The following is a 22,958-nucleotide window of genomic DNA, read 5'->3' as shown; positions in this document are numbered from 1 at the left end:
GAAAACGCATCGACTGGCTGAAGCTCGCCCGCAAAACGGGCGGGCTTGCATTGACCGCCTTCTCCGGTCCCGAGGACCTTGCTCGGATGCGGTAGGCCTGATCAAGGGCCTTGTGGACAATCCCGGCGAGGCTATCTCGATCGAGAAGCTCTGACTGGGCGAGCACAGCAGCGAATTTGTAAAGGATGCTCCCGAAGAGGCGGACGGGGCCCCGCACATATGCATGCCTTCAGGGAAGAATTCGCAGCATTGCTCGATGCAGCTAAAATCAAACGGCTGGTCGTCATGGTGGATGACCTGGATCGCTGCCTGCCGAGCACCGCCATCTCCACCCTGGAGGCGATCAGGCTCTTCCTGTTCGTCGAGCGCACCGCCTTCATCATCGGTGCCGACGAGGCGATGATCGAGTATGCCGTGAGGGACCACTTCCCGGACCTCCCGCCATCCTCGGGTCCGGTGACCTACCCAGAAACTACCTCGAGAAGTTGATCCAGGTCCCGTTCCGCATTCCCGCACTGGGTGCGGCGGAGACGCGCATCTACGTGTCGCTGCTTCTAGCCGAGAACGCCCTCGGAAGCGACGATCCGACATTTGCCCGGCTGATCTCCGCGGCGCGGGACCAGTTGAAGAAGCCGTGGCTCATCCAGGGGCTCGACCGCTCGGCAATTGAAGAGAAGCTCGGCAAGTTACCGGCTCCCATTGATAATGCCCTGGCCATAAGCGCCCAAGTCAGTGCGGTGCTGAGCGAGGGCGCGCACGGGAACCCACGGCAGATCAAGCGCTTCCTCAATACGATGATGCTGCGCGAGGCGATCGCAGAAGAACGTGGATCGCTGACGACATCGAGCGGTCTACCCTCGCGAAAATCATGCTCGCAGAGCGTTTCGCGCCTTCGTTTTATGGGGAACTGGCGAAGCTCGCGGCCGGTGATATCAACGGATCTCCAAAAGCGATCAAGGCGCTTGAGGGTCATGCGAAAGTCAGTGGTTCGGCACAATCCGTGTCGGCCGCGGACGAAGAGCCAGTCGAGCCTCCATCCGAGGTCGGTGAATGGTTGACTAGCGAGTGGATCGTTCGCTGGGCGAAGACTGAGCCGAAGCTGGCAGGCAAGGACTTGCGGCCGTATGTCTTCGTTACCCGGGACAAACGCAGCGCATTGTCCGCCGTTGCCGCCCATCAGCACCTGGAGGCTATCATCGAAAAGTTGATGGCCGGTCGCATTGCGGTCGCCCAAAGCGCCGAAGACGTAAGCAAGCTGACGGGGATGGAGCCCGAGACGGTATTCAATGCGCTGCGTGACAACATCCTCGCCTCAGACAAACCCTCCAAGAAACCGGACGGCGTCGATGGGTTGGCACTGCTAGTGGAAATTCACCCCGCATTGCAGGGGCGCCTCGTAGAGCTTCTCGAGGCACTGCCGACCGGGCGCATCGGAACTTGGGCTGTATCCAGCTGGTCTAAGGCGCTGCAGTCGGAAAACTGGATTGATCGCTTTGACCTCGTGAAAGAACAGGCGAAGCAATCCGAGAACAAGACCCTGCAATCTGCCGCGAAAGCTTCAAAGTCGTTGCCACGCGTGAGGCGCGTCTGACATGGGGACCTCGACACGTTTCGGCGGACCCAGTGTTGGACTGGTGCCAAGCTGGGCGGATGACCTCTCACCGGCAACAGCTCCAGCACCGGGGCAGCCGCCGTCGGAGGCTCCCTCTGCTCCTGATGGATCGGCACAGCCGAGCGCGCCCCAGGTCGTGCCGGCAGATTCAGGCAACTTCCGAAGTGCGAGGAGAAGCTTCAACAAATTCGCCCAGACCGGAGATCGCGGCGACTTGGGCAAATCTTTGTCCAGCTATGTGCGTTCTGGGACGGGCGCACGCGGCGCCGCTCGGCGCATGGGCGCTTCGCGGTCGGCGGGCGCTCGCCTCTTGGGCTTCGTGCGAAATGTGGAGAGCTTCGAGCGGCTACCGCTCTTCAGCAATTCAACTCGGGTCTCTGGCATCCCGGCCGGCTTCGGAAGTCTTCACAGCGCTCCTGGATTTCATCTGTCCGCCCGGCGGAGCTTTGGATGAGGCCATCGCGCGGCAGGCGATGCTGGACGCGATCTCCGATTTTGCCGATGCAGGGATGAACGACTTCGGAGCCATGTCGGACGCCGAACGTCGGGAGTTCTTCTTGGATTTCATCATCCGTTCCATCGAAGGTCGGATCATCACCGACATGGCAACGCGCGGGATGGCACGCTCTGCCAGCGTCGAAGCTATGGAGGACATGCAGGAACAGCTCCACGATTTCGTCGCGGGTCACACCAGAGGGGCTTTGGCACCCCTTTTAGATGGGCCGGTCCACTCGGACGCGGAGATGATGAACACGATCGACAACATTTACGAAGCTGGGTTCGAGCTGATTAGCCTCATGGGAGAAGCTGAATGAAGGGCGCCAAGTTATCACCCTCAAGCTCGGCCCAGAAGACAAACCGTCTTCCACTTCGGCCGACGATACGTCCTATCCGTTCGATATGCTCGACGCAGATGCTCGACTTGATTTTGACTAGGCCAGGCGATGGACGACTTGGCCGATCTTGGCATCGTCCCATCGGAGACGGCGATAGATTTGTCACTCATCTCTGTAGCATTGACCGCTGCGGACACTCGGATTTCACGAGACGCCCATGCGCAGGATGGATGGAGCCGTGAACTAGGTCTTGATGTCCCGGTGTCCGATCCCGTTCTCTGGAGAAGAGTCGAGCCATTGCTGGCGAAAATGCTGAATTTTCTCACCGGTGATCGATGGACGCTGCAATTCCGCGCCAGACCGAGTGCTTACTCGAAGTTATCCGCCCCGACGTCGAAGCTCCGCCTAGGTTCCGCGCTGGAGGTTTGCTTGTTCTCCGGTGGACTGGACAGCTTTATCGGCGCCATAGATCTTTGTTCGGTTGGCAAAGCGCCGTTGCTAATCAGCCATTACTGGGACGGCGAAACGAGCAAATCGCAGACACATTGCAGGGAAGCCCTCGAGGGGCAGTACAGCACTCTCGGCATAAGGCATGTCCGCGCTCGAATTGGTTTCGGCCATGACGTTTTGGGCACTGGCAGCTCCGAAAACACGCTGCGGGGCAGATCCTTCCTCTTTTTCTCCCTCGCTGTCTTGGCGGCTGACGCATTGGGCGGCGACCAGATCGTGCATGTCCCGGAGAACGGTCTCATTTCTCTGAACGTGCCCTTGGATCCATTGCGTCTCGGTGCTCTCAGCACTCGGACGACACACCCCTACTATATGGCGCGTTTCAATGAGCTGCTGGTCGCGCTCGGTCTCAAAGTGAAGCTGGTTAATCCTTACGCATTCAAGACAAAGGGTGAGATGATCCGCGAATGTCGCGCCCAATCTTTCATCGCCAAGGAGGCGGCGAACACCATGTCCTGCTCTTCGCCTGCGAAGGCACGCTGGCAGGGCGAAGCGCCCAGGCATTGCGGATACTGTGTGCCGTGTCTCATTCGCCGGGCTTCCATGCTTGCGGGCCTCGGGAATGACTCAACCGACTACTCAATCCCGGATCTGAAGGCGCGCGACCTAGATAGCAGCAAGGCGGAAGGAATGCATATTCGATCCTTCCAGCGTGCCATTGCTCGACTCCGTAAGCGCCCCGCGAAGGCGAGGCTCGACATCTACCTCCCAGGCCCACTGATCGATCACCCCGATCGGTTGGCTGATTACGAGAAGGTCTATCGCACGGGCATTGCTGAAGTGGAGGCGCTGCTCTGCGGGGTTCGAGCGCGACCTCTATGACAAAGGAGACGGGGCCGCGTTGGGTCGATTTCCACTGCCATCTCGATCTCTACCCGGATCATGCTGCCCTCATTCAGCAGTGTGACCAAGCTGAAGTCGCGACATTGGCAGTGACGACCACTCCGAAGGCATGGCCACGGAACAAAGAGATGGCAGCGCAGTCTCGGCTGGTACGGGTTGCCCTTGGTCTTCATCCACAGCTCGTTGCGGAACGGGCTGACGAGGTAGCACTTTTCGAGCGATACTTGCCGGAGGCTCGTTACATCGGAGAGATCGGCCTCGACGCGGGGCCGCGGTTCTATCGGAATCTGAAAGAGCAAGAGCAGGTCCTTGACCGGATGCTGCGGGCCAGCGCCGAGCAGGGGCGCAAGGTGGCGTCACTTCACAGTGTCCGCAGCGTCGCCAAGGTGCTCACGGCGCTCGAGGCCACCAAGTTTATCGATACTTCGAAGGCAGTCTTGCACTGGTTTACAGGAACCAAGGCGGAGGCGCGGCGGGCCGTCGAAATGGGGTGCTATTTCTCGATTAATGCCGCGATGCTGCGAACCGAGCGGCATCGGATATTGGTCGCCTCATTGCCACGTGACAGATTGCTGACGGAAACGGACGGCCCTTTCGTGGAAACTCCGCGAGGAACGGTGCGTCCGCGCGATGTCGAAGAGACCGTCTTTCAACTTGCCGAGGTCTTCGGATTCACCGCAGAGAATATGCGATCGGTGCTGCTATCGAACCTGAGAGAACTGTTGAGCTAGTTTACATCGACTTCGCCGCGGGTGGGGGCGCTCCCATATGGACCGCCCATCCTTTAGCTTTACCACCCTGTCACGGGACTCGGATTGGGTGATCGCTGCGCCGCGCACGGATGACCGCTTTTCCAGGCTTATTGCGGTCGCCATGCCGCAACGTCGTGAGACCCTCCCGGCCCATTAGCTGACGTCCGCCCTATCACCATCCGCTGCGGTGCAGCTCGCCAAGACCGGCCAATCGCCCGCGGTTGCGAAGCCAAGACAAGGACGAGCTCACACTTTTCGGATGGAACAGTCATTCGCTGCTCTTGAGGTGTAGGCTTGAATGAGCCTCCGCAATTTGCCGAGGGAGGCGGTGCAGGAAAAAACCGGTGCCTCAAGTCTTCTAAAGCGGAATTTAATCGGATTCGAGCCCCATGGGCCTCACCCACCTTGTCGAGCATGTCCAGTAAATCTACTGCGCTTAATCCTTCTATTTCCATTTTCTTCCGAACGGCCTCAAGCATTGGGAATGCTTCCACGAAAGCCTGATACATCTTCGATTTCTCAGCAAGCATTTCCGTTTCAGGCAAATTTCTTAGTCTCTCCCGGCGAGCAGCATGCGCTTTGATGCGCTCTATGTTCGTGTCAACTTCCTCAACACCAATCGCCTCGTATGCCTGCTCTTCAAGGATATAGTCGAATGCCTTCATCTTGAGTGTAAGGTCTCCTGAAATTCTTCTGTAGAGAATGGTAGCGACACACAGCACAGCTTCAATCTGAACGTAGTTTATCTCAGGCAGGCAAGCTTCATGGTCCCGATCAGCGTGCTCAAAAAGTTTGCTGGATTTGCCAAAGAATTACGGAAGTCGGCAGGCAATTTCTGCGACATAAGCTCCAAGAAACCATCATCTTGGTGGTGTTTGTAAATGTCTGTCAGAACTTGGTGCGCGGCGAATGAGATAGAATAGATGGAGAGGAAATCTCCATTCGAGAAATACAATTCGATTGCCGTATCTATCTGTCGTCTCGCAGCCTCAATCTTCGAAACTTGCCCCATCATTCTGGCCGCAACTCCCCGTTTAAATTAAGAATGTATGATATTCCTCTAATAGCGAGGGGGCAAGTAGGTGTCGAGGGCTGTGACGTTGAAAAGGCCGCTCCGATGGATTGCGATCTGCGGATTGACCCCCATCATCTTGATTCAGGGCGACTGTCCGCAAAAGATTCGGTGCGCCTCGCGGCAGTGCAGCGGATTACCCCTATGCAAGGATCGGATGAATGTCAGTATGCTCTGAATTGCCAGGGACAGTGCGCACCAGCAGCGAACCACCGGTTTCCGCCCTCACCGTCGGTCGGCTCTGGATCAAACTTTCAAGAGATCTAGCAAAGGATCGAAGGCATAGAGCGCTGCCCGGCGTCCCGACGCGGGTTCGATGGTCCGCAGCAAGCCAGCCTCGACGAGGCGGCGAGAGAGGGCGCGGGCCGAGGAGGCGGGGATCCCGGATCGCTCGACGAACCGGTCGTTGCGGAAAATCGGACTGGCGAAGACGAAATCGAGCGCCTGATCATGGAACTGCGAATTCAGGACCTCCCGGAAACGTTCGCGCATGGCGCCGTGCAGCCCGAAGATCGCATCCGCCGTTCGGATGTTGACGTAGGCCTGCTCATGCATCGCCTGAAGAAAGAAGATGACCCAGCCCGTCCAATCGCGCTTGGCAGAGACGGCCCGCATCCGCTCGATGTATTCGTCCTTATGCGCCTCGAAGTAGCCGGACACGAAGAAGTTTGGCTGTCCCAGAATGCCAAGCTTCCAGAGCATCAGGGTAATCAGCATCCGACCGATCCGGCCATTGCCGTCTTCGAACGGGTGCAGCGCCTCGAATTCGACATGGGCCACGGCGATCCGGATCAGAGGCCGCAGCTTGCTTTCCGTCATGAAACGCACGAGTTCCGTCATCGCCGGTGCGAGGTGCTCGGGCGCGATCGGGACATAGTAGATTTTGCCGCGCCTTTCGTCGCCGATGTAGTTTTGTTCGGTCTTGTAACTGCCCGGGTGTTTCGGAGCCCCCCGACCGAAGGATAGAAGTTGCTGATGTGCGGTGCGGATGAGGTGCTCGCTGAGCGGTTCCCCCTCGGCAAGGGCCTGGCTCGCATTGCGGAGCGCGCGCGAGAGAAACGTCTCGACATCGTCGTTGCGCGCGTCTCGGTAGGGATCGGTGCTGCCCGCGTCCTCCTCTGCCTCGAGCCGGTAGAGTTCTTCGATGGTCGAGATCGTTCCCTCCATCCGCGAGGAGGTCACGGCGTCCTGGCGACGCAGGGGGGCGAGGAAGAGTTCGCTGTTGACCATGCCCGACATCTTGGCGTCGTATCGCGCGAGGGAAGCCGCGGTATCCTCGGCAGGCCCAAGCAAGGCTTCATAGTCGAGGGCGGTCGGGGGAAACTCGCCTGAGTGGTAGGTCACGGCATCGGAGAGATCATAGGTTTTGGCGATCATTTTTGCCCCGATTCTGTTGCCTAACTTGCTTGATGCTAGGGTAGACACGCCAAGATGCTTAGGCAACAGAATTTGGCGCGATCCTGACATCAAGCGCATTGGCCGATAGAGGGTTGTCAGCAATCCATTTTGACGACAGCTCACTGACGAATTCTGCTGCCAAATGGATGCGACCGATTTCGGCTTGGAAACCGAAGCTGCGGATTCCATCGTTGAACCTGCGGTGCACAGCCACGTACATCCTACGTGAGATAAGGTAGACTCGACACGGTGGGCCAATGCTTCTCGCACTCAAGCGCTGCCAGCCTCACCCGGTCATTTCGAGACCCGCTTCGAGAACTTCGCCATCCGCGCTAATGCGTTTTCCTGCGATGGGGTCAAAGCTTCGAGCCCGATCTCAGCAGCAGTTTCCTTGGTTGCGCCCGTTCCGCCGGAGGCAATCGTTTCTGCAACCTTCGGAACCGCGGCGGGCGGCGCAAGTTCGGGAGCCGTGGGGTAGTCGATCTTGCCGAGACCTGCGAGCCGACGTTCGAGCGCCTCCATGCGCTCGACAAGCCCGAGCACCTTGGCGCTGTCGCGCGAGGGATAGGGCAGAGGCCCGGTTTGCGCATTGAAGAGCGACAGAAACGTCGGATCCTCGAAATAGACGATACGGCTGACCAAAAGCGGGTTCTGCCGTTCGGGGATCAGGATCGCCTGATCGGGGCTGAGGCGGCGCACCTCGTCCGGGGTCAGAAGCGGCCGCTCCTCCATGCGGCGGCTGACCGACCGTCGCTGCACGAAATCCCGATCCCGCGACAGGCTGTCGGAAACCGCAAGCTTGGTGGTCTTGCCGAGCGCATCGGAAATCTCTCCGGCGGTCTTCTTGTCGTTGGCGGCGAGATAAAGCTTCATGCCAGCGGCGGCTTCAAGCGACAGGCGGACGTTCTCGCCGTAGATATTGTCGAGGCCGGGGATCGATTGGGTGATGATCGAGACCCGCGCCCCATGCCCCGCAAGTTGCTTGAGGGCCTGTTCGACGATCGGCATCGGGCCAAGCTGGTCGAATTCGTCCAGCAGCACCATCACGGGCCAGGGCTCGGTCTTGGGCGAAGGCATCGTGGCGCGCATCGTGGCGATGAGTTCGCCAAAGAAGAGCCGCACAAGCGGTGCCAGTGTGCGGATGTCATCGGCATTGACCACGACATAGATCGACATCGGCCGCTTGCGCAGATCGGCGAAAGAGAAGTCGTTGCCGCCCGTAGCGCGATCGACAGCCGGGTTGTTCCAGAGCGTCATGCCCGCGCCGCCGAGAACGGAGGCATGCGAGGAAAGCGTGCGGTCGGAGTAGCCCGCGAACTTGCGGAAGGTCTGCGCGGCATTCGGGTGTTTCACCTCAAGCGCGTGCTCGGCATAGACCTCGGAGGTTGCGCCTTGACCAAAGAGGATGCGGCTGATTTCGCCGATGGTTGGACGATTGCGCTCGATCGCCAGAAGCCCTGCCGCGACGAAAGCTCTCGGCCCTCGGTCAGGAAATCGCCCGCCGTACCCTTGTCGGAGACGGTCAGAAATAGTCCGAGATCTTTGAAAGCTCGGTATAGCGTTGTTCGGGTTTTCGATGCGGGCGACGCGCTCGAGCGGGTTGTAGCGATGCGTCGGGTGTTCGAAGTCGAAAGGCGAAGCGATAGACCTCGTCGCCCTGGGCCTTGCGGTGGCGCGAGGTCGCCTCGAAGATCTCGCCCTTGACGTCGAGGATCACGCAGGATCCGTTGAAAAGAAGCGTGTTCGGGATCACATACCCCACGCCCTTGCCCGCGCGGGTCGGCGCCACCACGAGACAATGCGGAAACTTCTCGAAGGTCGCGCTGACATAGGGGGCGGATTTCCGCGGCGCCCCCAGTTTGCCGAAAACGAGCCCGGTGCCAAGCGCCTGCAAAAGACCGTTCTTGCGCATCTCCCGGCGGTTCTGGAATTTCGCCTGCCCATATTCCGTGAGCTGCTGGCGCAGCGACATCGCTGCGGCAGCAAGACCGAAGACAACGGTGGCGCTCCCGACGATTTGCCATGGGACAAGCAAGGCGGGGTCAGCAGTCGCCCAAAGCCCGGAAATTCGTTCACAAGCACGAAGATGCCGGTCGCATTCGGGTCGCGGCCGAGGATCAAGTTCAGCACCACGCCCCCGGCGATGAGACCGACGATCAACCCCGCGAAAAGTCCGAGCGGCAGAAAAAGGAGAATACGCGGCACGATCAGAACTCCAGTTCGCGTTCGAGCTTGCGGATCGGGGCGGGTTGGGTGTGTTCCGCTCGGTCGGTTTCCAGACGGCGCTCGGCGCGTTCGGGCTCCTGCACAGTGACGCCGAGTGCGGATGTTCCTTCGCTGCGAAGAGGATCGCCTGGCAGCGGCCTCGCGCGCAGAGGGTTCCGCGAAATCCTTCGCCAAGGCGTCGGTCCGGCCCTGCGCAATATCCTCGAGCACCTTCTCGCTGTAGCGAGCGCGCAGATCGGCACCAAAGGCACCTGCCTGCTCTTCCGTCCGAAATGAAACCGGCTCCTGTTGGTTCTGAAACGCCGCCATTTTATGAAGGGTGGAAAGAAGCGGATCCGGCTCGGGACACCGCATCGAGCGGGCGGTCTCGATCCCCGAGCAGCCCGCTCAAATCTGGTCCGTAATGTCTGACGCGCGCTCGCGGCCCTCTTCTTCACCGAGGTCGCGTTTGTGGCGCGCTGCAATCTCGCGGACGTCGGATTGATCCGGTGCCGCCTTTTCCAAAACGGCGGACTCGCTCCGGTCGCGTTCTGCCCCGAAAGCGGCAGAGGCTTCGGCGGCGATTTCCTTCATCTCGGCCCGCAAGTCGGTTTGCACCGCTTTGGGCAGTTGGTCGATCTGTGTGCCGACCTCCTTCACCCAGGCCGAAATCGCCTTTTCCGGGCTTTGCCCGTTCTCAGCCTGTGCGTCGCGGTCCGCGACTTGGCGCAGGAGGACCGGATTTTCGGCAAGATGCTTGGCCAAGGTCTGGCTGAGGGGGCTGTCATCGGGGAACCTTGCGATGACCTCGGGCTCTCCGGCGCGATCGAAGGTCATGAGGGCGAGAGACTCGCTTGGCAGGAAGCCCCGCGATCCTTCCCCGTCCACAAACCGCCCTGTTCCGATCGTGGCTGTCACATCGGAGATATGCGCCCCAACGGCTTTTCGGAACGCGGGATCCTCGACGAGTTGCTCGGCAAGTGCCCGGGTGGCGGTGTCGCGGTCGAAACTCACAACCAACTGGGCGTCTTCGCTTAAGATAGATCGCCGCCTCGGGGCGGGCAAATTCGGGGCGAGCCTCGTGCGTGATCAAGACCCCTTCGGGATCGGCGCCGGGTCATCCGCGGCCTCGCGACACGGCTGCGTCCCGAGCAACCGCAGCTTCCACCCGCCCGCCGCCTTCGTAGAATTCATAGGCGTATTTCAACGCCTCGGTTGCGGTCTCGAAGGTGCGGGCGGAATGCGAACGCTCCTTTTCCCCGGTTGGCAGGAGCGCCTCATAGCCGGTGTGAATCCCCGCCTCCGTCCCGATGGCAGCCGGGCGGAGATCGACGGACTGATCCGTGCGCGCCCATTCTCCCGCCGCAAGGGTCACCGGCGCGCGGGTGGGTGCCGCGTCTTCCTGCTCGGTCATCCGCCCCGCCTCGGCCAGTTGCACCGCGTTCTTCAGGGTAGGGCCGGGAGGGTCAAGGTCGGTCGCAGTGGACCAGAGATCTGCCGCCTTTTCTGGCTCAGCTCGCGCCAAGGATTCAAGATCGGAAACAAGACGCCTGTCGCCGCGCACGGCGTTTTCTACATCGGGCCCATCCCAGGAGATCTTGGAAAGCCGTTCAGAGAGCGAAGCTTCCATCGCGTTGAAATATCCCGTCCGGAATGCACCGTCCGATGCATGCGAGTCGGGAAGGGATTTTCCGAACGTCTCCTCAGACCCCGGTTCTCGGATCACATGCGTGGCTGCCATCCGCCGCGCCTTGCCGTCTTCCAAATGCAAAACGTAGGGGCGCTCGGCCGGGTCAGCGCGGAAAAAGGCCGCGCCAGCCTCAACCGGGTCGGTGAATTTCTGCTCAGCCCCGCTCATTGTCAGGTGCAGCGCATAGGTTTCTTTCGGCCGAGAACCGGCGGGGTCAAGATCGTCGTCCATGATCACCTTCGGAGGAAGTTTCGGGGGCCGCGCAGGAGAGGGTGCCCCCTCAGTCGTCGAGCCCGGGGAAGTACATTTCCATGATGCCGCGCCGCTCGCCGTCGCGGCCCATCTGCAAGATCACGTCGATCGAGCTTTGCAGATAGCGGATCACCTCGGCAAACCCGAGCCGCGTGCCTTGCGCCATCACCAGAAGCGCGAGCCGGTCCATCGCCTTGCGGGCGGAATGCGCATGCAGCGTCGTGAACGAGCCCGAATGGCCGGTGTTGATCGCATCGAGGAATGTGGCAGCCTCCGATCCGCGCAACTCGCCAAGGATGATCCGATCGGGCCGCAACCGCAGCGTCGCCTGCAAGAGCTTGTCGGCCGAGCGTGCCGAGCCGTCATCACGCTGCGCGATCAGGCTCACCGCATTTGGCTGTGCGGGCAACAACTCGAGCGAGTCCTCGATGGTCACGATGCGCTCGTTCTCGGGGACGAGTGACAGCAGACGACGACCGAGTTCAGTCTTGCCCGTGGACGTGCCGCCCGAGACGATGATGTTGAGCCGTTCCGTGACCAGCCGCTGAGAAACGCATCCACATCGGTGGCCGTGGCATCCCGCCGGATCGCGGTCACCATCTCGCGGCGTTCTCCTCGAGCGAGGTGACTTGCGCGCGCAGGAATTCGAACCAGCGGGGCGGACGTCTGCCCTCGGCGTCACGCGCCCGAAACACCCGGATGCCGATCACCGTACCCCCGGAGACCGCAGGGGAACCGACAATCTGGCAGCGCAGCATCAAGTGGCGATAGCGCACCGCGGCAGAAACCAGCGGCAGGGCCTCGGTGAAGGTGTTTGAAGTGGAGTTCGAGATCTGCGCCGCAAGATCGCGCACTTGGCGCGGCGGCAGGGGAGGCAGGCCCGCCTTGACCATATGCATGGTGCCCGAGCGCTCGACCCAGATTTCGCCATCGGCGTTGATCGCGATTTCCATCACGCCCGGGTCAGAGAGGGCCGGATCAAGCTGCCCCAGATAGGTATCAAGATAGCTCATCAGAAAAACTCGAGATCAGTATCGACACGCACCATCACGACCGCGCCTTGATCGACGCTGATCGTCGAGGGATGTTGAGGTAGTCGGTCATCGCGTCGCCAACGGCATTGCCAAGATCGGTGCCGACATCCTTGGCCGTGTCTGAGGTGACCTCGTTCGAGGCGTATTTCGCAGCCGCAATCGCCGGAACCGCGCCTATGACCGAAATCAGCGCGGCGGAGCCAAACCGCTGCAGGAAATGGGTGCGGACCTGCCAAGCCGGACCGGCCAACCCGGTCGGTGCCATAGGCGGCGAGGGAAACGGTCTGCCCGTCGGTGGTCACCAACCGATCCCAAGCGATCAGCACACGTCTTTGTCCTGGCGAGACGTCGGGTCGTATCGGCCAAAGAGCTTCGATCCGCGCGGCACCAAGACCCGCGACATGTCGAAAGACCACACGTCCTGACTGACGACAGCCGAGACATTGCCCGCAAGATCGGTGTTGATCGCTGTCTCAAGCGCCGCCTCGATCAGCGTGCCCTGCATGATCGTATGCGCGGGATTTGCGATCACTTCAGATTGGGTGACGGCTGAGGCCTTGGCCCCTGCGCTCCGGAATGCATCTGCGCCCGTTGCTGCCGCAGCCGCAGCCGTTGCGGCATCGCTGCCAGCTCCACTAGCGGAATCGTTGCGCAAGGCGACCATATCGGAGTTGACCTGCGCATCGCTGAGGGCCCCTGCCGCCGCCGCGCGAGCCTCGCGGGCGCGAGCCGCTTCGGCCTGCCCGTCACCCTGAACCAGTTTCGCGGTGTCCAGTTCGGTCTGGAGCCGGATGTTTTCCCGCTCGAGGTCCGCGCGTGCTGCCTCTTCCTTTCGGGCCTCTTCTTCCAGTTGCGCAATCTTCGCGGTCAGCTCCTGCAACGCCGCCGGGTCGGTGACCGTGACCGGATTGGCTTTCAGGGCGGCGATCTGGGCTTGCAGACCCGCGAGTTCCGATTTGAGGCGGTCTTCCTCACTGTGATCGGGCTTGATCGTCAGATCGGGTTTGGGCGCGCGATGGTGAAGCCATCCGTCCGTCCCCGTCATCCTGAAAATCGCTCACCGATGCGGTTGCGATTGGCGGAGCGGGCGCGGAGCTTCTGGCGCGGACAGTGCCAACCAAACCCCGGCACCAAGCCCCGTCACGGCGGTGATCGCCGACAGCGCATAGGGGTTCACCCCGCGCCGCTTCGGCTTTGGGTCTTGCGGCTGCATCCTGGCAAGGCGCTCGGCGAGCTTTTCGGTCTCGGGAAGATCGGTCATCGACGTGCCCCCGTGTCGCCGGTGACGCAGACATAGTCAGCACCGTAACGCAGAACCCAGCGCTCGGACCGGGTGCTGACGGTGATCACCGTGCCCGCAACTGCAGAATTGACCGCGTATTCCTGACCGCGCTCATCGGCGCGGAAGATCGTCGGCATGGGCGCGCCGACGGGGATCTTGAAGGAGGTCTTCCGGCCATCATCGGACACCGCGATCGGCGCAAAGGTCGGCAATCGCCCCGCGTGTTTCATCACCCGATATCGCATGGGCGGCTCGGCGGGATTTCGGCCGTGGTCCGCGCCCCAGCCCCCGTTCCCGGCACGGTGAACTTCACCGAGTATTGGGCCGTTCCGCGCGAACTCTCGGTCACGCGCAGGAAGTAGATGTTGCGTTGCGTCTCGATCGTGAGGTTGGTCGATGCCCCGGCGATGACGGGCTTGATGATGAAGAGGTTCGGCCGCTCGAGCTTGTCGATCTTGAAGCTTTCGAGATCGCCGATGGCAATCGACTGGATCCGCTCGCCATCGGCCAGTTCGACCAGCGTCACCATCCGCAACCGCGTGGTGACAGCATAAACCTGCCCTTCCTGATAAGTGGCATAGGTCACGCGGTGATCGCGGTTGCCGCGCGCGGGCGGTTTCGGCACGGACGGGCAGGGCGGTCACCCCGGCGAGGACGGCGGCAAGTGCAAACGGCGCAAACTTCATCTTCAGCCCTCCTGAGGCTGCAGGGATTCCGCGGTCAGGCGGTAATCGGTCACAAGAAACCCGGTCGGGTTTTGCCAGACGAGATCGAGCGCGCTTTCCTTGCTCGGCTCGAAGCGGAAGGTGACGGTGGCGGTGAATTTGCTCTCTCGGTCAGCACGCCTTCGCCGTCGCTCACCCAGGTCTTTGTGAAACGAACCTGCGAGGTGGTTTCGGTGACCGGCGTGATCGAGAGGATCCGCACCATGACCCGTGAATTTTCCCCATAAATCTTGGGCGGGTAATTCGGGTGCCCTTCGGTCCAGAGGCTCTTGAGCGATGTTTTCGCGTCGCCCTCGCTCCAAGTGTAGGCGCGCAGGATCCGGGTTTCGTTGTCGTGCTGGTCGTAGGTCTCGCGGTCCGTCACATAGGCGTAAAGCAGGCTCTGCCGGATCGCTTCGGCCTGCTCCATCCCGGCCTTCTCGACCGAGACGACGCGCTCTGCCACGCCGGTGTCCTTGTCGACAATGGCGAGATAGGCTTCGGTCTCCTTGAGCGGCAAAAGCACCGTGACCGCGATCATGCCCATGAGGCCGATGGCCAAGCCGCCGCCCGCGATGCCATAAGCGATGCGCTCGCGCTTGCACGCCGAAGAACATCTCGCCTTCGAGAAAACTTCAATTCAGGTGGTGAACCTGTCATCGTCTACCCAATGATTTCGGGGATCGCGGGCGGCGGTGTGGTGGCGTCAGCCGCCGCGGATGAATTGGCTGAGCCTGAGCCGAACCGCGTGGCCGCGTTCGGCATCCGACCGGGCCTGATCACGCAAATGGTGATGTTCCGTCTTTCCGGTCAGGAAGCCCGATTGAACTGTCCCATCCGGCGCGCGGCATAATCTGAGGTTTCTCAAGCGGTTTACCCGCAACGCGCAGGGCTTGTGGTGCGATCGACGCGAGATTGATCTGCCCGGTGACGTGCGAAACCGCCATCGGGATGGCGAGTAAGGCGAAGATCCCGACAAAGACGATCACGAAGAAACCGAGGATCGAACCGAGGTCAGTGACATCCTTTGCCTTCGTGAACACGTCATGCGCCACCGTGACAACGGCCACGATGATCCCTGCGGAGGCCACGGGATACATCAGATAGCCGATCATCGCCGAAAGCCAGGCCTCGAACATGCCCTTGGTCTTCTCGAATATCGTCGCCGCGATCGAGAGAGGCGCAATACCCAGCAGGAAGGCGATCATCAGCTTTGCAAAACCGACGATGAAGACGTAGACCGCCATCAGCAGGCCAAGGACGAGATAAAGAAAAGCCGCCACGAAACCGCGCATGATCGAGGACATCGCCGAAGAAACGCTGTCGACGTTGCCGGCCATCATGTTGGCCATGTCGTCCATCGCGGCAGTTGCCGAGGCCCCGACACCGGTCCCGCCTTCCTTGAAAAAGGCGAGCGCCAGATCGCCAAGCCCATTGCTGGCCGCGTCATAGATCTGGCTGAAGTTCAGCCACGAAAGCCCGAACATCATCACCAGCACGATCCGAAAGGCGAGCTGCATCGCGTCGCGCATCGCGATCCGATATACGTTCAGTGCCATATTGATGCCGATGAGAACCAGAAGCAGCGTCAAAAGGGTCGTGAAGACAGGAGCAACGGCCACTGCGGTCAGCTCGAAATACTGCTTCCCGGCGGCGCTGATTGCACCATCAAGCGTAGAAAGGATGCTCGAGACGCTGTCCATCAGAATGGCCCGGCACACATGACTTCGGCCACCGCGATCAGCTTATCCGCCTCATCCGATATCTCTTGAGTTTGCACCCACTTCAGAACTTCGGTCCCGGTCGACTGTCGCAGGCCGCTCGCGATCCTTTCAACCTGTGCCCAGTCCGCCGCTTTGTCGCGCAGCTGCAATTCCGAGCTTCAACGACCTCTTCGCCTGCACGAACCCATAGATATCGCGGTAGGCGCGTGCCTCCGGCCCTGCTTGCGTTTGCCGGTATTCTTGTGGCCAGAGCGACTGACAGCTGCGCCAAGGCTCGTTCACCGCACCCGGGATCGGCTGCACATCTGCGTGCACGGCGACCTTAGGCAGGACATCGAGGAAAGCCTCTTCCCCCTCCATCCCGGGTCCGACCGGCGTTTCCGCCGCGGCCACACCGATGATCGCCCATATCAGCGCCGCTGCCGTCGCGCCTTTCACCACACCACCCTTCATGTCTGCGCCCCACATTCTCATTTCTCCCCCAAAACCTTGATGAATTTCTGCTCTTCGGCGGCGGTGGCGGCATCCATCACCCCGGCCTCGCCCATGCCCATGAGCTGGGCAGACTCCATGTTCCAGATATTGGCGAGCGCGATCGAAAGCTCAGCCGTCACCCGCGTGTTGAGATCGACCGCCTCCTTGAGGCCTTTCGTGTCCGGGATCGCTTGGACGAGTTCATTCACCCGGCCCAGACTTTCCGAGGCTTTCACCGAGGAGGATTCCGCCGCCGCAGAGAGGAACGCCGCCGTGTTCGCCTGCGAGCCGATCCGCGCGGCGCTCGGGTTCTCGCTGCTTGAGAGGGTGTCGACAGTCTTCACGTCGAGCCCGACGGAGGTGAAAAACTCCGACACATATTCCGCCGCAGGCTTGTCGCCCACTTTGCCCGAGGTGGTGATCAGGGAATAGCTGCCGCTCTTGGCCGACTGCAGCCCACCGGTCAGATCGTTCACATCGGGCAGGATATTGTCGAAGAAGGTGTTCGGATCCGGGATTCCAAGCGCCTGAAGGGTAAGCCCGTGACGCAGCGCCTCGATCTGATCCTTGAGGAGCAGGATTTGCTCCGCCTGCTTGAGGATCTGATCATCCAGCTTCAGGTTCGAGGCGATCAATTCCTTGACCTGCAATTTTGCCTCGGTCAGCACCTCGCCGACCTTGGCAATCGCGGAAAGGTCGATCGTCGGCACGCCTTGCGCCGAAACGGCGAGCGGAGCGAAGGACAGACCGGAGACCGCGCATGCGGTGATCAGAAACGCAGATACCGGGCTTTCATTCGATCCCTCCTTGACCTTGATGATGTGGCGTCCTCGGCATAGGCCTGCAGGAAGAGCGCATAGCGCGCCTGATCCACGCGAACGCGCGCGGCTTTCACCCGGGCCACCATGACCGCAATGCGCATCGCCTCAGCCCGGGCATAGGTGTTGAGGCCCATCGCCTCTTCCGCGCTCTTCGTTTTCGGAATTTGCTCGATGATCGCGCGCAGACGGGTGAGCGAGGCGGCGATCTCGTTTGTCGCTTCCATGCCGTAATGCATCCCGGCATCGGCAACATTGCTGCTTTCCGCGATCGCCATGTCGCGCGGATCGAGCGTTCCGATCTGATCGATCCCGCCGATCTTCGCCGCATAGCCGTTGAAGAAGCTGGTGATGCGCAGCACGTAATTCTGCGTTTCCTTGAAGGGCGGCACCCCTCCGTATTTGATGACGTTGCCGGGGCCCGCGTTATAGGCCGCAAGCGCCATCGGCACCGAGCCGAAGCGGTTGAGCTGGGCGAGAAAGTACCGCGCCCCGCCATCGAGTTGCAGCCGCGGGTCATCATAGTAGCCCGGATAGATGCCGAGCCCCTTCGCCGTATCGGGCATGACCTGAGTAAGCCCGAACGCACCGACCGGGCTGCGCGCACCGATCGAAAACCCGGACTCCTGCTTGACCAAAGACTGAAACCAGATCCGGAACTCGGTCGGGTTCAGACCGGCCTTCGAAAGCCCGGGATGGCCCGCATATTTGCGCGCCGTCTCCACGATCATCTCCTCGATGCTCGATTTCGCATCGCCGAAAAGCCGGGCCGCATAGGGGTTGCTGTCATCCACCGAATAGACAGCGGTCGCCTCGGCCCGGGCAGGGACTCAAGATCCGCGACAGGCATCGCGGAGCCCGAGAGCAGGGCAAGCGTCTGATCGAGTGCTGCGAGCTGTTCCTTGTGCAAGTCATCGATCTTGCTTTTCTTCGCCGTCTCCAGCTGACGCGCCTCGCTCAGCGCCGTCATCTGCGAGACCTCTAGGCCATGCTGGATCGCGGCTTTGCCGTCGACCGTCGGCACACCATTCGCAGCCGCCGTGCCAGCCAGCACGATCACCGCAAGGGCAAGGCCCGAGAAGGAGGGATGCAGATCAGCGGCAGGAAGGGGCATGGCTGGCGCGGCCCAGAACCGGGCTCGATCCTTTCGATGAGACGCTTGCACTCGGGCTCGCACTTGCCCAACAATTCGTGCGGGCGACGGGCACCTCGGCGCAGGCCGCGAGCATCAGTACAGCGAGTCCTGTAATCAATCTTATGTAAAATCCTGATCGCATCCGATCCTCACTCTTTCCAGAACTGTGGCCGCGTGGCGTAATCCGCGCCGAAGGCATTGATCCCGGCCTGACCGCCGCCCAAAGCTGTCAACAGCGGCCCCAGCGCCTTCAGATCGACATCGAGCACCGTCGATCCGCGCGGATTGCGCGAGAGCACGAGCCGTTGGCCCGGGATCGGGGTCAGTACGAAATCCAGCTCGCCATCAGTGAGGCGGAAGCCGTCATAGTCGGACGCCTCGGCTTCGCCGTTCGGAAAGAGAAGCTGGTTAGGCAAGGCCTCAAGGATCGAGCGCGCTTTCGAGCCGCGGATCTGGCTCGGAAACTGCGTCATCATCACCACGACGACATTCTTCTTGCGCGCGGTGACGAGCCATTCGGCGAGCTTGCGCGAGAAGTAATCGTCGTCGAGCACCTTCCAGGCCTCGTCGATCAAGATCAGCGTCGGGCGCTTTTCTTCGATCAGCATCTCGATGCGCCGGAAAAGATAGCCCAGAATTGCGCTGCGCTCTGTGCCAAGGTCGAGGATCTCGGTCAGATCGACCGCGGTCACGTCATGGCTTTCGAAATCCACGACCGGCTCATTCGCTTCGCCAAAGACCCAGCCGTAACGTCCCCCCGGCCCCCATTCGGCAAGCCGCTGCGCCAGATCGAGCCCATCGCCCACATCGCCGAACAGCTCCTGAAAGGCGCGAAAGTTGCGAAGCCCCGCACGCGCTTTCCCGTTTTGGGCGATGGCCGATTTGATCGCCTCCGACTGCAGCGGCGTCATGGCACCGCTTCGGGATTCCAGCAGGCTCACCAGCCAATCGAGCAACCAGGCTTCGCCGCGTTCGCCTGCCTCGGTGGCCAAAGGGTTGAGGCCCGTCGGCCGACCCGCCCGGATCTCCGCATAGCGCCCGCCCAAGGCATGGACGGCCATTTTAAGACCGGCCTCCTTGTCGAAGATGATCGTGCGGCCCCCGGCGCGCTGAGCCTGCGCTGCCAGAAATGCGACCGTCGTTGTCTTGCCGCCCCCGGATTTGCCCAGAACGAGTGTGTGACCATTGGTGGGTTCCGCCTGCGGGTCGCCCGGTTCGTGAAAGCTGAACCGGTGCAGACTGCCCTGCAGGGTCGGAAACACGGTGATCGGGGTGCGCCAGGGCAGAGCCTCCGCGCCAGTTCCCGTGTCGGCCGCATGCAGCGCCGCGAGATCGGCGAAATTGATCGAGGAAACCGTCATGTCGCGGGCGCGGTAGTCCATGTTACCCGGATGCATCGCGAACACACCGGCCTCGAGCGCGGTCACCTCGCGCACCAGGCGCATGCCGTTCTGGTGCGCAATGCCGCGAATGCGCGCCACTTCGGTCTCGAGGGCAGCCGCGTCATCGGCAAAAACGGTGATGGTCATCTGGTGCAGACCAAAGCCCAACGTGCCGCTTTCGGCCTTGTCGGCAGCCTCGAAAAGCTGCGCCTCGATCGTGGCCGCGATGTCCTCGGCCGCACGCATTTGCGCGACACGCCGCTTGACCCGCTCTGCGATGCCGGTGCGTTCGATGGGCGAATAGCTGTGGGTGATGATCACATCCCGACTGGCGCCGAGCGCATCGAGCATCCCGGGCCAGGTGGAAGTCGGGTAGGATTTGACAAAGAGGAGTGCGCCGACGCGCGGCCGCAGACCTCCCTCCTCCACGGTAAACTGCCCCTTCCCGAAGTGCAGCGATGCTGCGGCCGCATCTTCGGCGAGAAGGCAGAAAGGCGCCCGGCGCAGAGGTTTCATCTCGCCCGTCAGGAGCGAGGCATAAAACCCGAGCAGGTTGCCATCGCTGATCCTGAGCCGTTTCGTGCGCACCCCGAGTCCGCTCTCAAGGATCGCCGCGACCTCGCGCAGTTCTTCGCCTGCGCGCCGTGTCATCGCCCCAGACCTTCGAGGCCGCGCGCCGAAAGAGCGGGACCGGCAGTACCGACGTTTGCCGGCGCACCACGGTCAAAACGAGCACGCTTTCTTGCAGGTTGCGCAGCGCCAGCTCGTCGGTCCAGACGCGATCGACATCCGCGGCGAAGCCTGGCCTGCGGATCGGTGTGATGCCCGTTGCCGTCGGGCGCATGAGGCGATGCAGATAGAAACAGAACCGCTCATCGAGCGTGTCGAAGAGATGCGCGAGCCCCGCCCGCAGCGCGAGAATGGTCGACTGGCCGGAGGTGACGCCATCGATCCCGATGATCTCGAACGACACCATCAGCGCGTTCTCGCGGGTGCGCACAGTCTCGTCGTCGATCTCGATGAGATAGGGCAGATGCGCATAGACCTTCGGGTCGCGCGTGTGCAGCCCGCGCGCCCTCGGCGTCCGTTTCGTTTCGGCAAGCTCAGGAAACATGGCGTCGCTCCCGCCGCAGGAGCGCCATCGGCGTCACCTGCATCATCACCGAAAGCACATGATGACCGTTCGGATTGATCCGCGTCGCGGCGCGCGCGAGCCCATACCAGAGCGGCACTGTCAGGAACCACGTCATCACCTTGAAAAGGATGAACGGGAGCACGGCCATCCCGCCCACCGCCATGGCATAGGGCATCGGCAGCCCGAGAAACTTCGCCTGCCGTGAGAGCCCAAGGATGACCGCACTCTTTTCCATGGTCCCGATCCTCAGCTGAACGACGAACGCAGGTTCGCGACGATTGCCGGACCGGCGAAAACGAGGAACGCGCCGACAACCACCAGCGAGACCCAGGCCCAGCTGATCCGGTTGAACGCGGCAAGAAAGCCCGTCACCACGAAGGCGATGCCAAAGAAGGCCGTCGCCAGCGTGCCGCGGAACGAGGCAAGCACACCGGTGGCCACGTTCTCGGCCTTGGTGAAGACGATATTTGCGAGCGCCGGCTCAGCTTGCGAGAGAGTGACGAGGCCAGCCACGAGGGCCAGCCGGATCGCTGGGGTCATGTGCATGGGATTTTCCTGAATCAAAGCTCCGCAAGAATGCGGTCGTAAGCCGCCATCACCTTGACGATGTGATTGCGGGTCTCGGTGTAAGGCGGCACACCGCCATATTTGCGCACGGCGTCCGGCCCGGCGTTATAGGCCGCAAGCGCAAGCGTCAGGCTCTCGAACGAGCCGATCTGTTCAAGGTAGCGCGCGCCGCCATCCAAGTTTTGCATCGGATCGGCAGGGTCAACCCGCAGATACCGCGCGGTGTCGGGCATGAGCTGCGCAAGACCCTGGGCCCCTGCCCCGCTCACTGCGCGTTGGGAATAATTGCTCTCGATCTTGATCATGGCCTGAAAGAAGGCCAACCACTGCCGGGGAGTAAGCTGAAGACGCCGAAGCGCCGGATGATCTTGATAGCGCGCCGCCACCAGCCGAATTGCGGCAGCACCTGCCTGCGGCGCCGCAACGCTTTCGTGCTCATCACGGGCGCGCGGGAGGTCGGCTTCTCGTCCCTCTGATCCGCTTTGGCTGCGGCCGGACGGATCAGGTACCCCTTGGCGTCGTAACGCAAAACCGACGAGTCAGCGGAGAGCGCGGCGAAAGTCGCGGGGGCGAGGTCCGCCTCGCCCCCCTGCCCTGCCTCATTCCAGCGGATCACTTCCGCCCGGACGGCTGTGCATCCCGCCACGGACATCGCCAGCGACAAAAGGCACGTCGAGATGATCGAGGTTGAGTTTGCCGCTGGCCATTCCGAAGAGACCGATCGGCGAGTTGATGATCCGCTCTCGCGCGGTTGCGGTGACCAGCATGAACCGATCGCCCTCGCGCGAGACCACATAAAACAGCCATTCCCCGGAAAACCGCTCCGCGGGGTCTGGCGCACTGACACACTCGATCTCAACCGTCGCTCCATCGGTGGCGGCCATTTTGCGAAAATCCCGTTCCAGCAGAACAGGCAATGCACGCCGTTTCATCTTGGCTCCCCTCGGGTTGGTCAGTGGGGATCGTTGTAACAAGAGTTTCTTCGTGACTCCATGATTAACGAAGTATAAGTGTATTTCAATCGTTAAAATGACAAACGCGAGTGAAAATGCCTTACAATGCTTGTTCGGGCGCGGCAAATACGCCAACAAAGCGTTTCTTTCCAGCCTGTTGGGGGCAATTTGTCGGCGTAATGTCGCAGTGGCGCGTCCCGGGTCGGAATGCGCGCGACTGTGTCCTTAGGCGCTTCGCACGGTCGACCGACGTGGTGCGCGCTGCCACGCTCTTGATCCTTTGCCCCCCTCGGCCGCTGCAGACCCCCTGCCCTGCCTGCCTCCAGATCCGCCATCGACCGCGCTTCCTACGGCCGTATTGACGGACTATCGCGCCGAGATATCCGCCGAGTTCGAAAGCTATTTCGCGCAGGTCGGCCCTTACATCGCTTGCCTTGATGCGGAGCGAAGCCGCAGCCTCGACGAGGCTCGGCTGGCAACCAAGAGCTACGCAGCCTTTCTCGACACCACCCCCGCACCGGAGCACTTTCAATGAACCCTATTCGCCCGGCCCTTTCAACTCGGCCTTGCTCTCGCGTTC

The 22,958-nt window shown here is 61.4% G+C and carries 28 protein-coding genes and 4 pseudogenes; 7 read left to right on the top strand and 25 right to left on the bottom strand.

All coding sequences use genetic code 11. From position 1 onward, the window contains the following. The first annotated feature begins 219 nt into the window (after positions 1-219). The 6 genes and pseudogenes from ACTTAI_RS00650 to qatD all read left to right on the top strand — a co-directional run bounded on the left by ACTTAI_RS00650 (position 220) and on the right by qatD (position 4,532). A complete protein-coding gene (locus ACTTAI_RS00650) occupies positions 220-489 on the top strand; it encodes a KAP family P-loop NTPase fold protein (RefSeq protein ID WP_444451281.1) in 270 nt (89 codons plus the stop codon). After that, a pseudogene (locus tag ACTTAI_RS00645) lies at positions 486-752 on the top strand (hypothetical protein); the annotation flags it as partial. The gene ACTTAI_RS00650 and the pseudogene ACTTAI_RS00645, both read left to right, overlap by 4 nt. A gap of 116 nt (positions 753-868) precedes the next feature. Continuing rightward, a complete protein-coding gene (locus ACTTAI_RS00640; RefSeq protein ID WP_444451429.1) occupies positions 869-1,591 on the top strand; it encodes a hypothetical protein in 723 nt (240 codons plus the stop codon). 59 nt (positions 1,592-1,650) lie between these two features. Further along, positions 1,651-2,427 (top strand): Qat anti-phage system associated protein QatB, encoded by a 777-nt coding sequence (qatB, locus tag ACTTAI_RS00635; RefSeq protein WP_444451279.1) that lies wholly within the window; start codon positions 1,651-1,653, stop codon positions 2,425-2,427. A 129-nt stretch (positions 2,428-2,556) separates the two neighbouring features. Beyond that, positions 2,557-3,780, top strand: coding sequence for a Qat anti-phage system QueC-like protein QatC (gene qatC / locus ACTTAI_RS00630; protein ID WP_444451277.1), 1,224 nt, complete (start codon positions 2,557-2,559; stop codon positions 3,778-3,780). Continuing rightward, the gene (gene qatD / locus ACTTAI_RS00625; RefSeq protein WP_444451275.1) at positions 3,777-4,532 is read left to right on the top strand and encodes a Qat anti-phage system TatD family nuclease QatD; all 756 of its coding nucleotides are present in this window, start codon (positions 3,777-3,779) and stop codon (positions 4,530-4,532) included. Before qatC ends, qatD begins: the two co-directional genes overlap by 4 nt. Positions 4,533-4,660: 128 nt before the next feature. Here the strand turns inward: qatD and ACTTAI_RS00620 are convergent, their stop codons facing one another. From ACTTAI_RS00620 to ACTTAI_RS00500, 25 genes and pseudogenes are all read right to left on the bottom strand, one after another. Next, positions 4,661-5,218: a hypothetical protein gene (locus tag ACTTAI_RS00620; protein WP_444451273.1), complete on the bottom strand. Its 558-nt coding sequence runs from the start codon at positions 5,216-5,218 to the stop codon at positions 4,661-4,663. Positions 5,219-5,871: 653 nt separating this feature from the next. Then, on the bottom strand, positions 5,872-7,002 hold the full coding sequence (locus ACTTAI_RS00615; protein ID WP_444451271.1) for a Fic family protein: 1,131 nt from the start codon (positions 7,000-7,002) through the stop codon (positions 5,872-5,874). Positions 7,003-7,317: 315 nt separating this feature from the next. After that, a pseudogene (locus tag ACTTAI_RS00610) lies at positions 7,318-8,935 on the bottom strand (type IV secretory system conjugative DNA transfer family protein). 701 nt (positions 8,936-9,636) lie between these two features. Then, positions 9,637-10,293 (bottom strand): hypothetical protein, encoded by a 657-nt coding sequence (locus ACTTAI_RS00605; protein WP_444451269.1) that lies wholly within the window; start codon positions 10,291-10,293, stop codon positions 9,637-9,639. A 52-nt stretch (positions 10,294-10,345) separates the two neighbouring features. After that, positions 10,346-11,149, bottom strand: coding sequence for a hypothetical protein (locus ACTTAI_RS00600; protein WP_444451267.1), 804 nt, complete (start codon positions 11,147-11,149; stop codon positions 10,346-10,348). Between the two features lie 49 nt (positions 11,150-11,198). Continuing rightward, positions 11,199-11,852: an ATPase, T2SS/T4P/T4SS family gene (locus tag ACTTAI_RS00595; RefSeq protein ID WP_444451265.1), complete on the bottom strand. Its 654-nt coding sequence runs from the start codon at positions 11,850-11,852 to the stop codon at positions 11,199-11,201. Then, a complete protein-coding gene (locus tag ACTTAI_RS00590) occupies positions 11,764-12,183 on the bottom strand; it encodes a hypothetical protein (RefSeq protein ID WP_444451264.1) in 420 nt (139 codons plus the stop codon). Before ACTTAI_RS00590 ends, ACTTAI_RS00595 begins: the two co-directional genes overlap by 89 nt. A 34-nt stretch (positions 12,184-12,217) precedes the next feature. After that, positions 12,218-12,469, bottom strand: a complete 252-nt coding sequence (locus tag ACTTAI_RS00585) for a hypothetical protein (protein WP_444451262.1) — start codon at positions 12,467-12,469, stop codon at positions 12,218-12,220. Between the two features lie 54 nt (positions 12,470-12,523). Further along, positions 12,524-13,249 (bottom strand): TrbI/VirB10 family protein, encoded by a 726-nt coding sequence (locus ACTTAI_RS00580; protein WP_444451260.1) that lies wholly within the window; start codon positions 13,247-13,249, stop codon positions 12,524-12,526. Positions 13,250-13,261: 12 nt separating this feature from the next. Further along, on the bottom strand, positions 13,262-13,465 hold the full coding sequence (locus ACTTAI_RS00575; protein WP_444451258.1) for a hypothetical protein: 204 nt from the start codon (positions 13,463-13,465) through the stop codon (positions 13,262-13,264). Further along, a pseudogene (locus ACTTAI_RS00570) lies at positions 13,462-14,015 on the bottom strand (TrbG/VirB9 family P-type conjugative transfer protein). The gene ACTTAI_RS00575 and the pseudogene ACTTAI_RS00570 overlap by 4 nt, the downstream one beginning before the upstream one ends. Before the next feature lie 159 nt (positions 14,016-14,174). Then, positions 14,175-14,513 (bottom strand): VirB8/TrbF family protein, encoded by a 339-nt coding sequence (locus ACTTAI_RS00565; protein ID WP_444451257.1) that lies wholly within the window; start codon positions 14,511-14,513, stop codon positions 14,175-14,177. Next, positions 14,405-14,767 (bottom strand): annotated as a pseudogene (locus ACTTAI_RS00560) (VirB8/TrbF family protein); the annotation flags it as partial. The gene ACTTAI_RS00565 and the pseudogene ACTTAI_RS00560, both read right to left, overlap by 109 nt. A gap of 202 nt (positions 14,768-14,969) precedes the next feature. Continuing rightward, complete coding sequence (locus ACTTAI_RS00555; protein WP_444451255.1) at positions 14,970-15,893, bottom strand: type IV secretion system protein; 924 nt, start codon at positions 15,891-15,893, stop codon at positions 14,970-14,972. A 129-nt stretch (positions 15,894-16,022) separates the two neighbouring features. Continuing rightward, positions 16,023-16,382, bottom strand: coding sequence for a hypothetical protein (locus ACTTAI_RS00550; protein ID WP_444451253.1), 360 nt, complete (start codon positions 16,380-16,382; stop codon positions 16,023-16,025). Between the two features lie 2 nt (positions 16,383-16,384). After that, entirely contained in the window at positions 16,385-17,098 is a 714-nt protein-coding gene (locus ACTTAI_RS00545) for a type IV secretion system protein (RefSeq protein WP_444451252.1), read from the bottom strand. Between the two features lie 59 nt (positions 17,099-17,157). Then, positions 17,158-18,000 carry a lytic transglycosylase domain-containing protein gene (locus tag ACTTAI_RS00540; protein ID WP_444451250.1) on the bottom strand — a complete coding sequence of 281 codons (843 nt, stop codon included), beginning with the start codon at positions 17,998-18,000 and terminating at the stop codon, positions 17,158-17,160. Next, positions 17,934-18,320: a hypothetical protein gene (locus ACTTAI_RS00535; protein WP_444451248.1), complete on the bottom strand. Its 387-nt coding sequence runs from the start codon at positions 18,318-18,320 to the stop codon at positions 17,934-17,936. Before ACTTAI_RS00535 ends, ACTTAI_RS00540 begins: the two co-directional genes overlap by 67 nt. 170 nt (positions 18,321-18,490) lie before the next feature. After that, entirely contained in the window at positions 18,491-20,374 is a 1,884-nt protein-coding gene (locus tag ACTTAI_RS00530) for a VirB4 family type IV secretion system protein (RefSeq protein WP_444451246.1), read from the bottom strand. Beyond that, a complete protein-coding gene (locus ACTTAI_RS00525) occupies positions 20,325-20,837 on the bottom strand; it encodes a hypothetical protein (RefSeq protein WP_444451244.1) in 513 nt (170 codons plus the stop codon). The genes ACTTAI_RS00530 and ACTTAI_RS00525 overlap by 50 nt, the downstream gene beginning before the upstream one ends. Beyond that, a complete protein-coding gene (locus ACTTAI_RS00520) occupies positions 20,827-21,093 on the bottom strand; it encodes a VirB3 family type IV secretion system protein (RefSeq protein ID WP_071167408.1) in 267 nt (88 codons plus the stop codon). Before ACTTAI_RS00520 ends, ACTTAI_RS00525 begins: the two co-directional genes overlap by 11 nt. 11 nt (positions 21,094-21,104) lie before the next feature. Beyond that, a complete protein-coding gene (locus tag ACTTAI_RS00515; protein WP_444451242.1) occupies positions 21,105-21,404 on the bottom strand; it encodes a TrbC/VirB2 family protein in 300 nt (99 codons plus the stop codon). Between the two features lie 14 nt (positions 21,405-21,418). Then, on the bottom strand, positions 21,419-21,730 hold the full coding sequence (locus ACTTAI_RS00510; protein ID WP_444451240.1) for a lytic transglycosylase domain-containing protein: 312 nt from the start codon (positions 21,728-21,730) through the stop codon (positions 21,419-21,421). Further along, the gene (locus tag ACTTAI_RS00505; protein ID WP_444451238.1) at positions 21,727-22,041 is read right to left on the bottom strand and encodes a hypothetical protein; all 315 of its coding nucleotides are present in this window, start codon (positions 22,039-22,041) and stop codon (positions 21,727-21,729) included. The genes ACTTAI_RS00510 and ACTTAI_RS00505 overlap by 4 nt, the downstream gene beginning before the upstream one ends. Next, a complete protein-coding gene (locus ACTTAI_RS00500; RefSeq protein ID WP_141516555.1) occupies positions 22,025-22,357 on the bottom strand; it encodes a hypothetical protein in 333 nt (110 codons plus the stop codon). Before ACTTAI_RS00500 ends, ACTTAI_RS00505 begins: the two co-directional genes overlap by 17 nt. Positions 22,358-22,736: 379 nt before the next feature. Here ACTTAI_RS00500 and ACTTAI_RS00495 point away from each other — a divergent pair, with 379 nt between their 5' ends. Further along, positions 22,737-22,913, top strand: coding sequence for a hypothetical protein (locus tag ACTTAI_RS00495; RefSeq protein WP_444451236.1), 177 nt, complete (start codon positions 22,737-22,739; stop codon positions 22,911-22,913). The last annotated feature ends 45 nt before the right edge of the window (positions 22,914-22,958 follow it).

This window comes from Rhodobacter capsulatus, from assembly GCF_052363175.1.
Taxonomy (GTDB): Bacteria; Pseudomonadota; Alphaproteobacteria; order Rhodobacterales; family Rhodobacteraceae; genus Rhodobacter; species Rhodobacter capsulatus_D.
Note: the sequence above shows the minus strand (reverse complement) of the source record. Positions and strands in the feature narration are given on the sequence as shown.

What these genes read in the sequence shown, in the direction of transcription:
- ACTTAI_RS00650 (WP_444451281.1), top strand. Translation starts at nt 220, where the DNA reads ATGCATGCCTTCAGGGAAGAATTCGCAGCATTGCTCGATGCAGCTAAA.
- ACTTAI_RS00640 (WP_444451429.1), top strand. Translation starts at nt 869, where the DNA reads ATGCTCGCAGAGCGTTTCGCGCCTTCGTTTTATGGGGAACTGGCGAAG.
- qatB (WP_444451279.1), top strand. Translation starts at nt 1,651, where the DNA reads ATGACCTCTCACCGGCAACAGCTCCAGCACCGGGGCAGCCGCCGTCGG.
- qatC (WP_444451277.1), top strand. Translation starts at nt 2,557, where the DNA reads ATGGACGACTTGGCCGATCTTGGCATCGTCCCATCGGAGACGGCGATA.
- qatD (WP_444451275.1), top strand. Translation starts at nt 3,777, where the DNA reads ATGACAAAGGAGACGGGGCCGCGTTGGGTCGATTTCCACTGCCATCTC.
- ACTTAI_RS00620 (WP_444451273.1), bottom strand. Translation starts at nt 5,218, where the DNA reads ATGAAGGCATTCGACTATATCCTTGAAGAGCAGGCATACGAGGCGATT.
- ACTTAI_RS00615 (WP_444451271.1), bottom strand. Translation starts at nt 7,002, where the DNA reads ATGATCGCCAAAACCTATGATCTCTCCGATGCCGTGACCTACCACTCA.
- ACTTAI_RS00600 (WP_444451267.1), bottom strand. Translation starts at nt 11,149, where the DNA reads ATGGACGACGATCTTGACCCCGCCGGTTCTCGGCCGAAAGAAACCTAT.
- ACTTAI_RS00590 (WP_444451264.1), bottom strand. Translation starts at nt 12,183, where the DNA reads ATGAGCTATCTTGATACCTATCTGGGGCAGCTTGATCCGGCCCTCTCT.
- ACTTAI_RS00585 (WP_444451262.1), bottom strand. Translation starts at nt 12,469, where the DNA reads ATGGCACCGACCGGGTTGGCCGGTCCGGCTTGGCAGGTCCGCACCCAT.
- ACTTAI_RS00580 (WP_444451260.1), bottom strand. Translation starts at nt 13,249, where the DNA reads ATGACGGGGACGGACGGATGGCTTCACCATCGCGCGCCCAAACCCGAT.
- ACTTAI_RS00575 (WP_444451258.1), bottom strand. Translation starts at nt 13,465, where the DNA reads ATGACCGATCTTCCCGAGACCGAAAAGCTCGCCGAGCGCCTTGCCAGG.
- ACTTAI_RS00555 (WP_444451255.1), bottom strand. Translation starts at nt 15,893, where the DNA reads ATGGACAGCGTCTCGAGCATCCTTTCTACGCTTGATGGTGCAATCAGC.
- ACTTAI_RS00550 (WP_444451253.1), bottom strand. Translation starts at nt 16,382, where the DNA reads ATGTGGGGCGCAGACATGAAGGGTGGTGTGGTGAAAGGCGCGACGGCA.
- ACTTAI_RS00535 (WP_444451248.1), bottom strand. Translation starts at nt 18,320, where the DNA reads ATGCCCCTTCCTGCCGCTGATCTGCATCCCTCCTTCTCGGGCCTTGCC.
- ACTTAI_RS00530 (WP_444451246.1), bottom strand. Translation starts at nt 20,374, where the DNA reads ATGACACGGCGCGCAGGCGAAGAACTGCGCGAGGTCGCGGCGATCCTT.
- ACTTAI_RS00525 (WP_444451244.1), bottom strand. Translation starts at nt 20,837, where the DNA reads ATGTTTCCTGAGCTTGCCGAAACGAAACGGACGCCGAGGGCGCGCGGG.
- ACTTAI_RS00520 (WP_071167408.1), bottom strand. Translation starts at nt 21,093, where the DNA reads ATGGAAAAGAGTGCGGTCATCCTTGGGCTCTCACGGCAGGCGAAGTTT.
- ACTTAI_RS00515 (WP_444451242.1), bottom strand. Translation starts at nt 21,404, where the DNA reads ATGCACATGACCCCAGCGATCCGGCTGGCCCTCGTGGCTGGCCTCGTC.
- ACTTAI_RS00510 (WP_444451240.1), bottom strand. Translation starts at nt 21,730, where the DNA reads ATGATCAAGATCGAGAGCAATTATTCCCAACGCGCAGTGAGCGGGGCA.
- ACTTAI_RS00500 (WP_141516555.1), bottom strand. Translation starts at nt 22,357, where the DNA reads ATGAAACGGCGTGCATTGCCTGTTCTGCTGGAACGGGATTTTCGCAAA.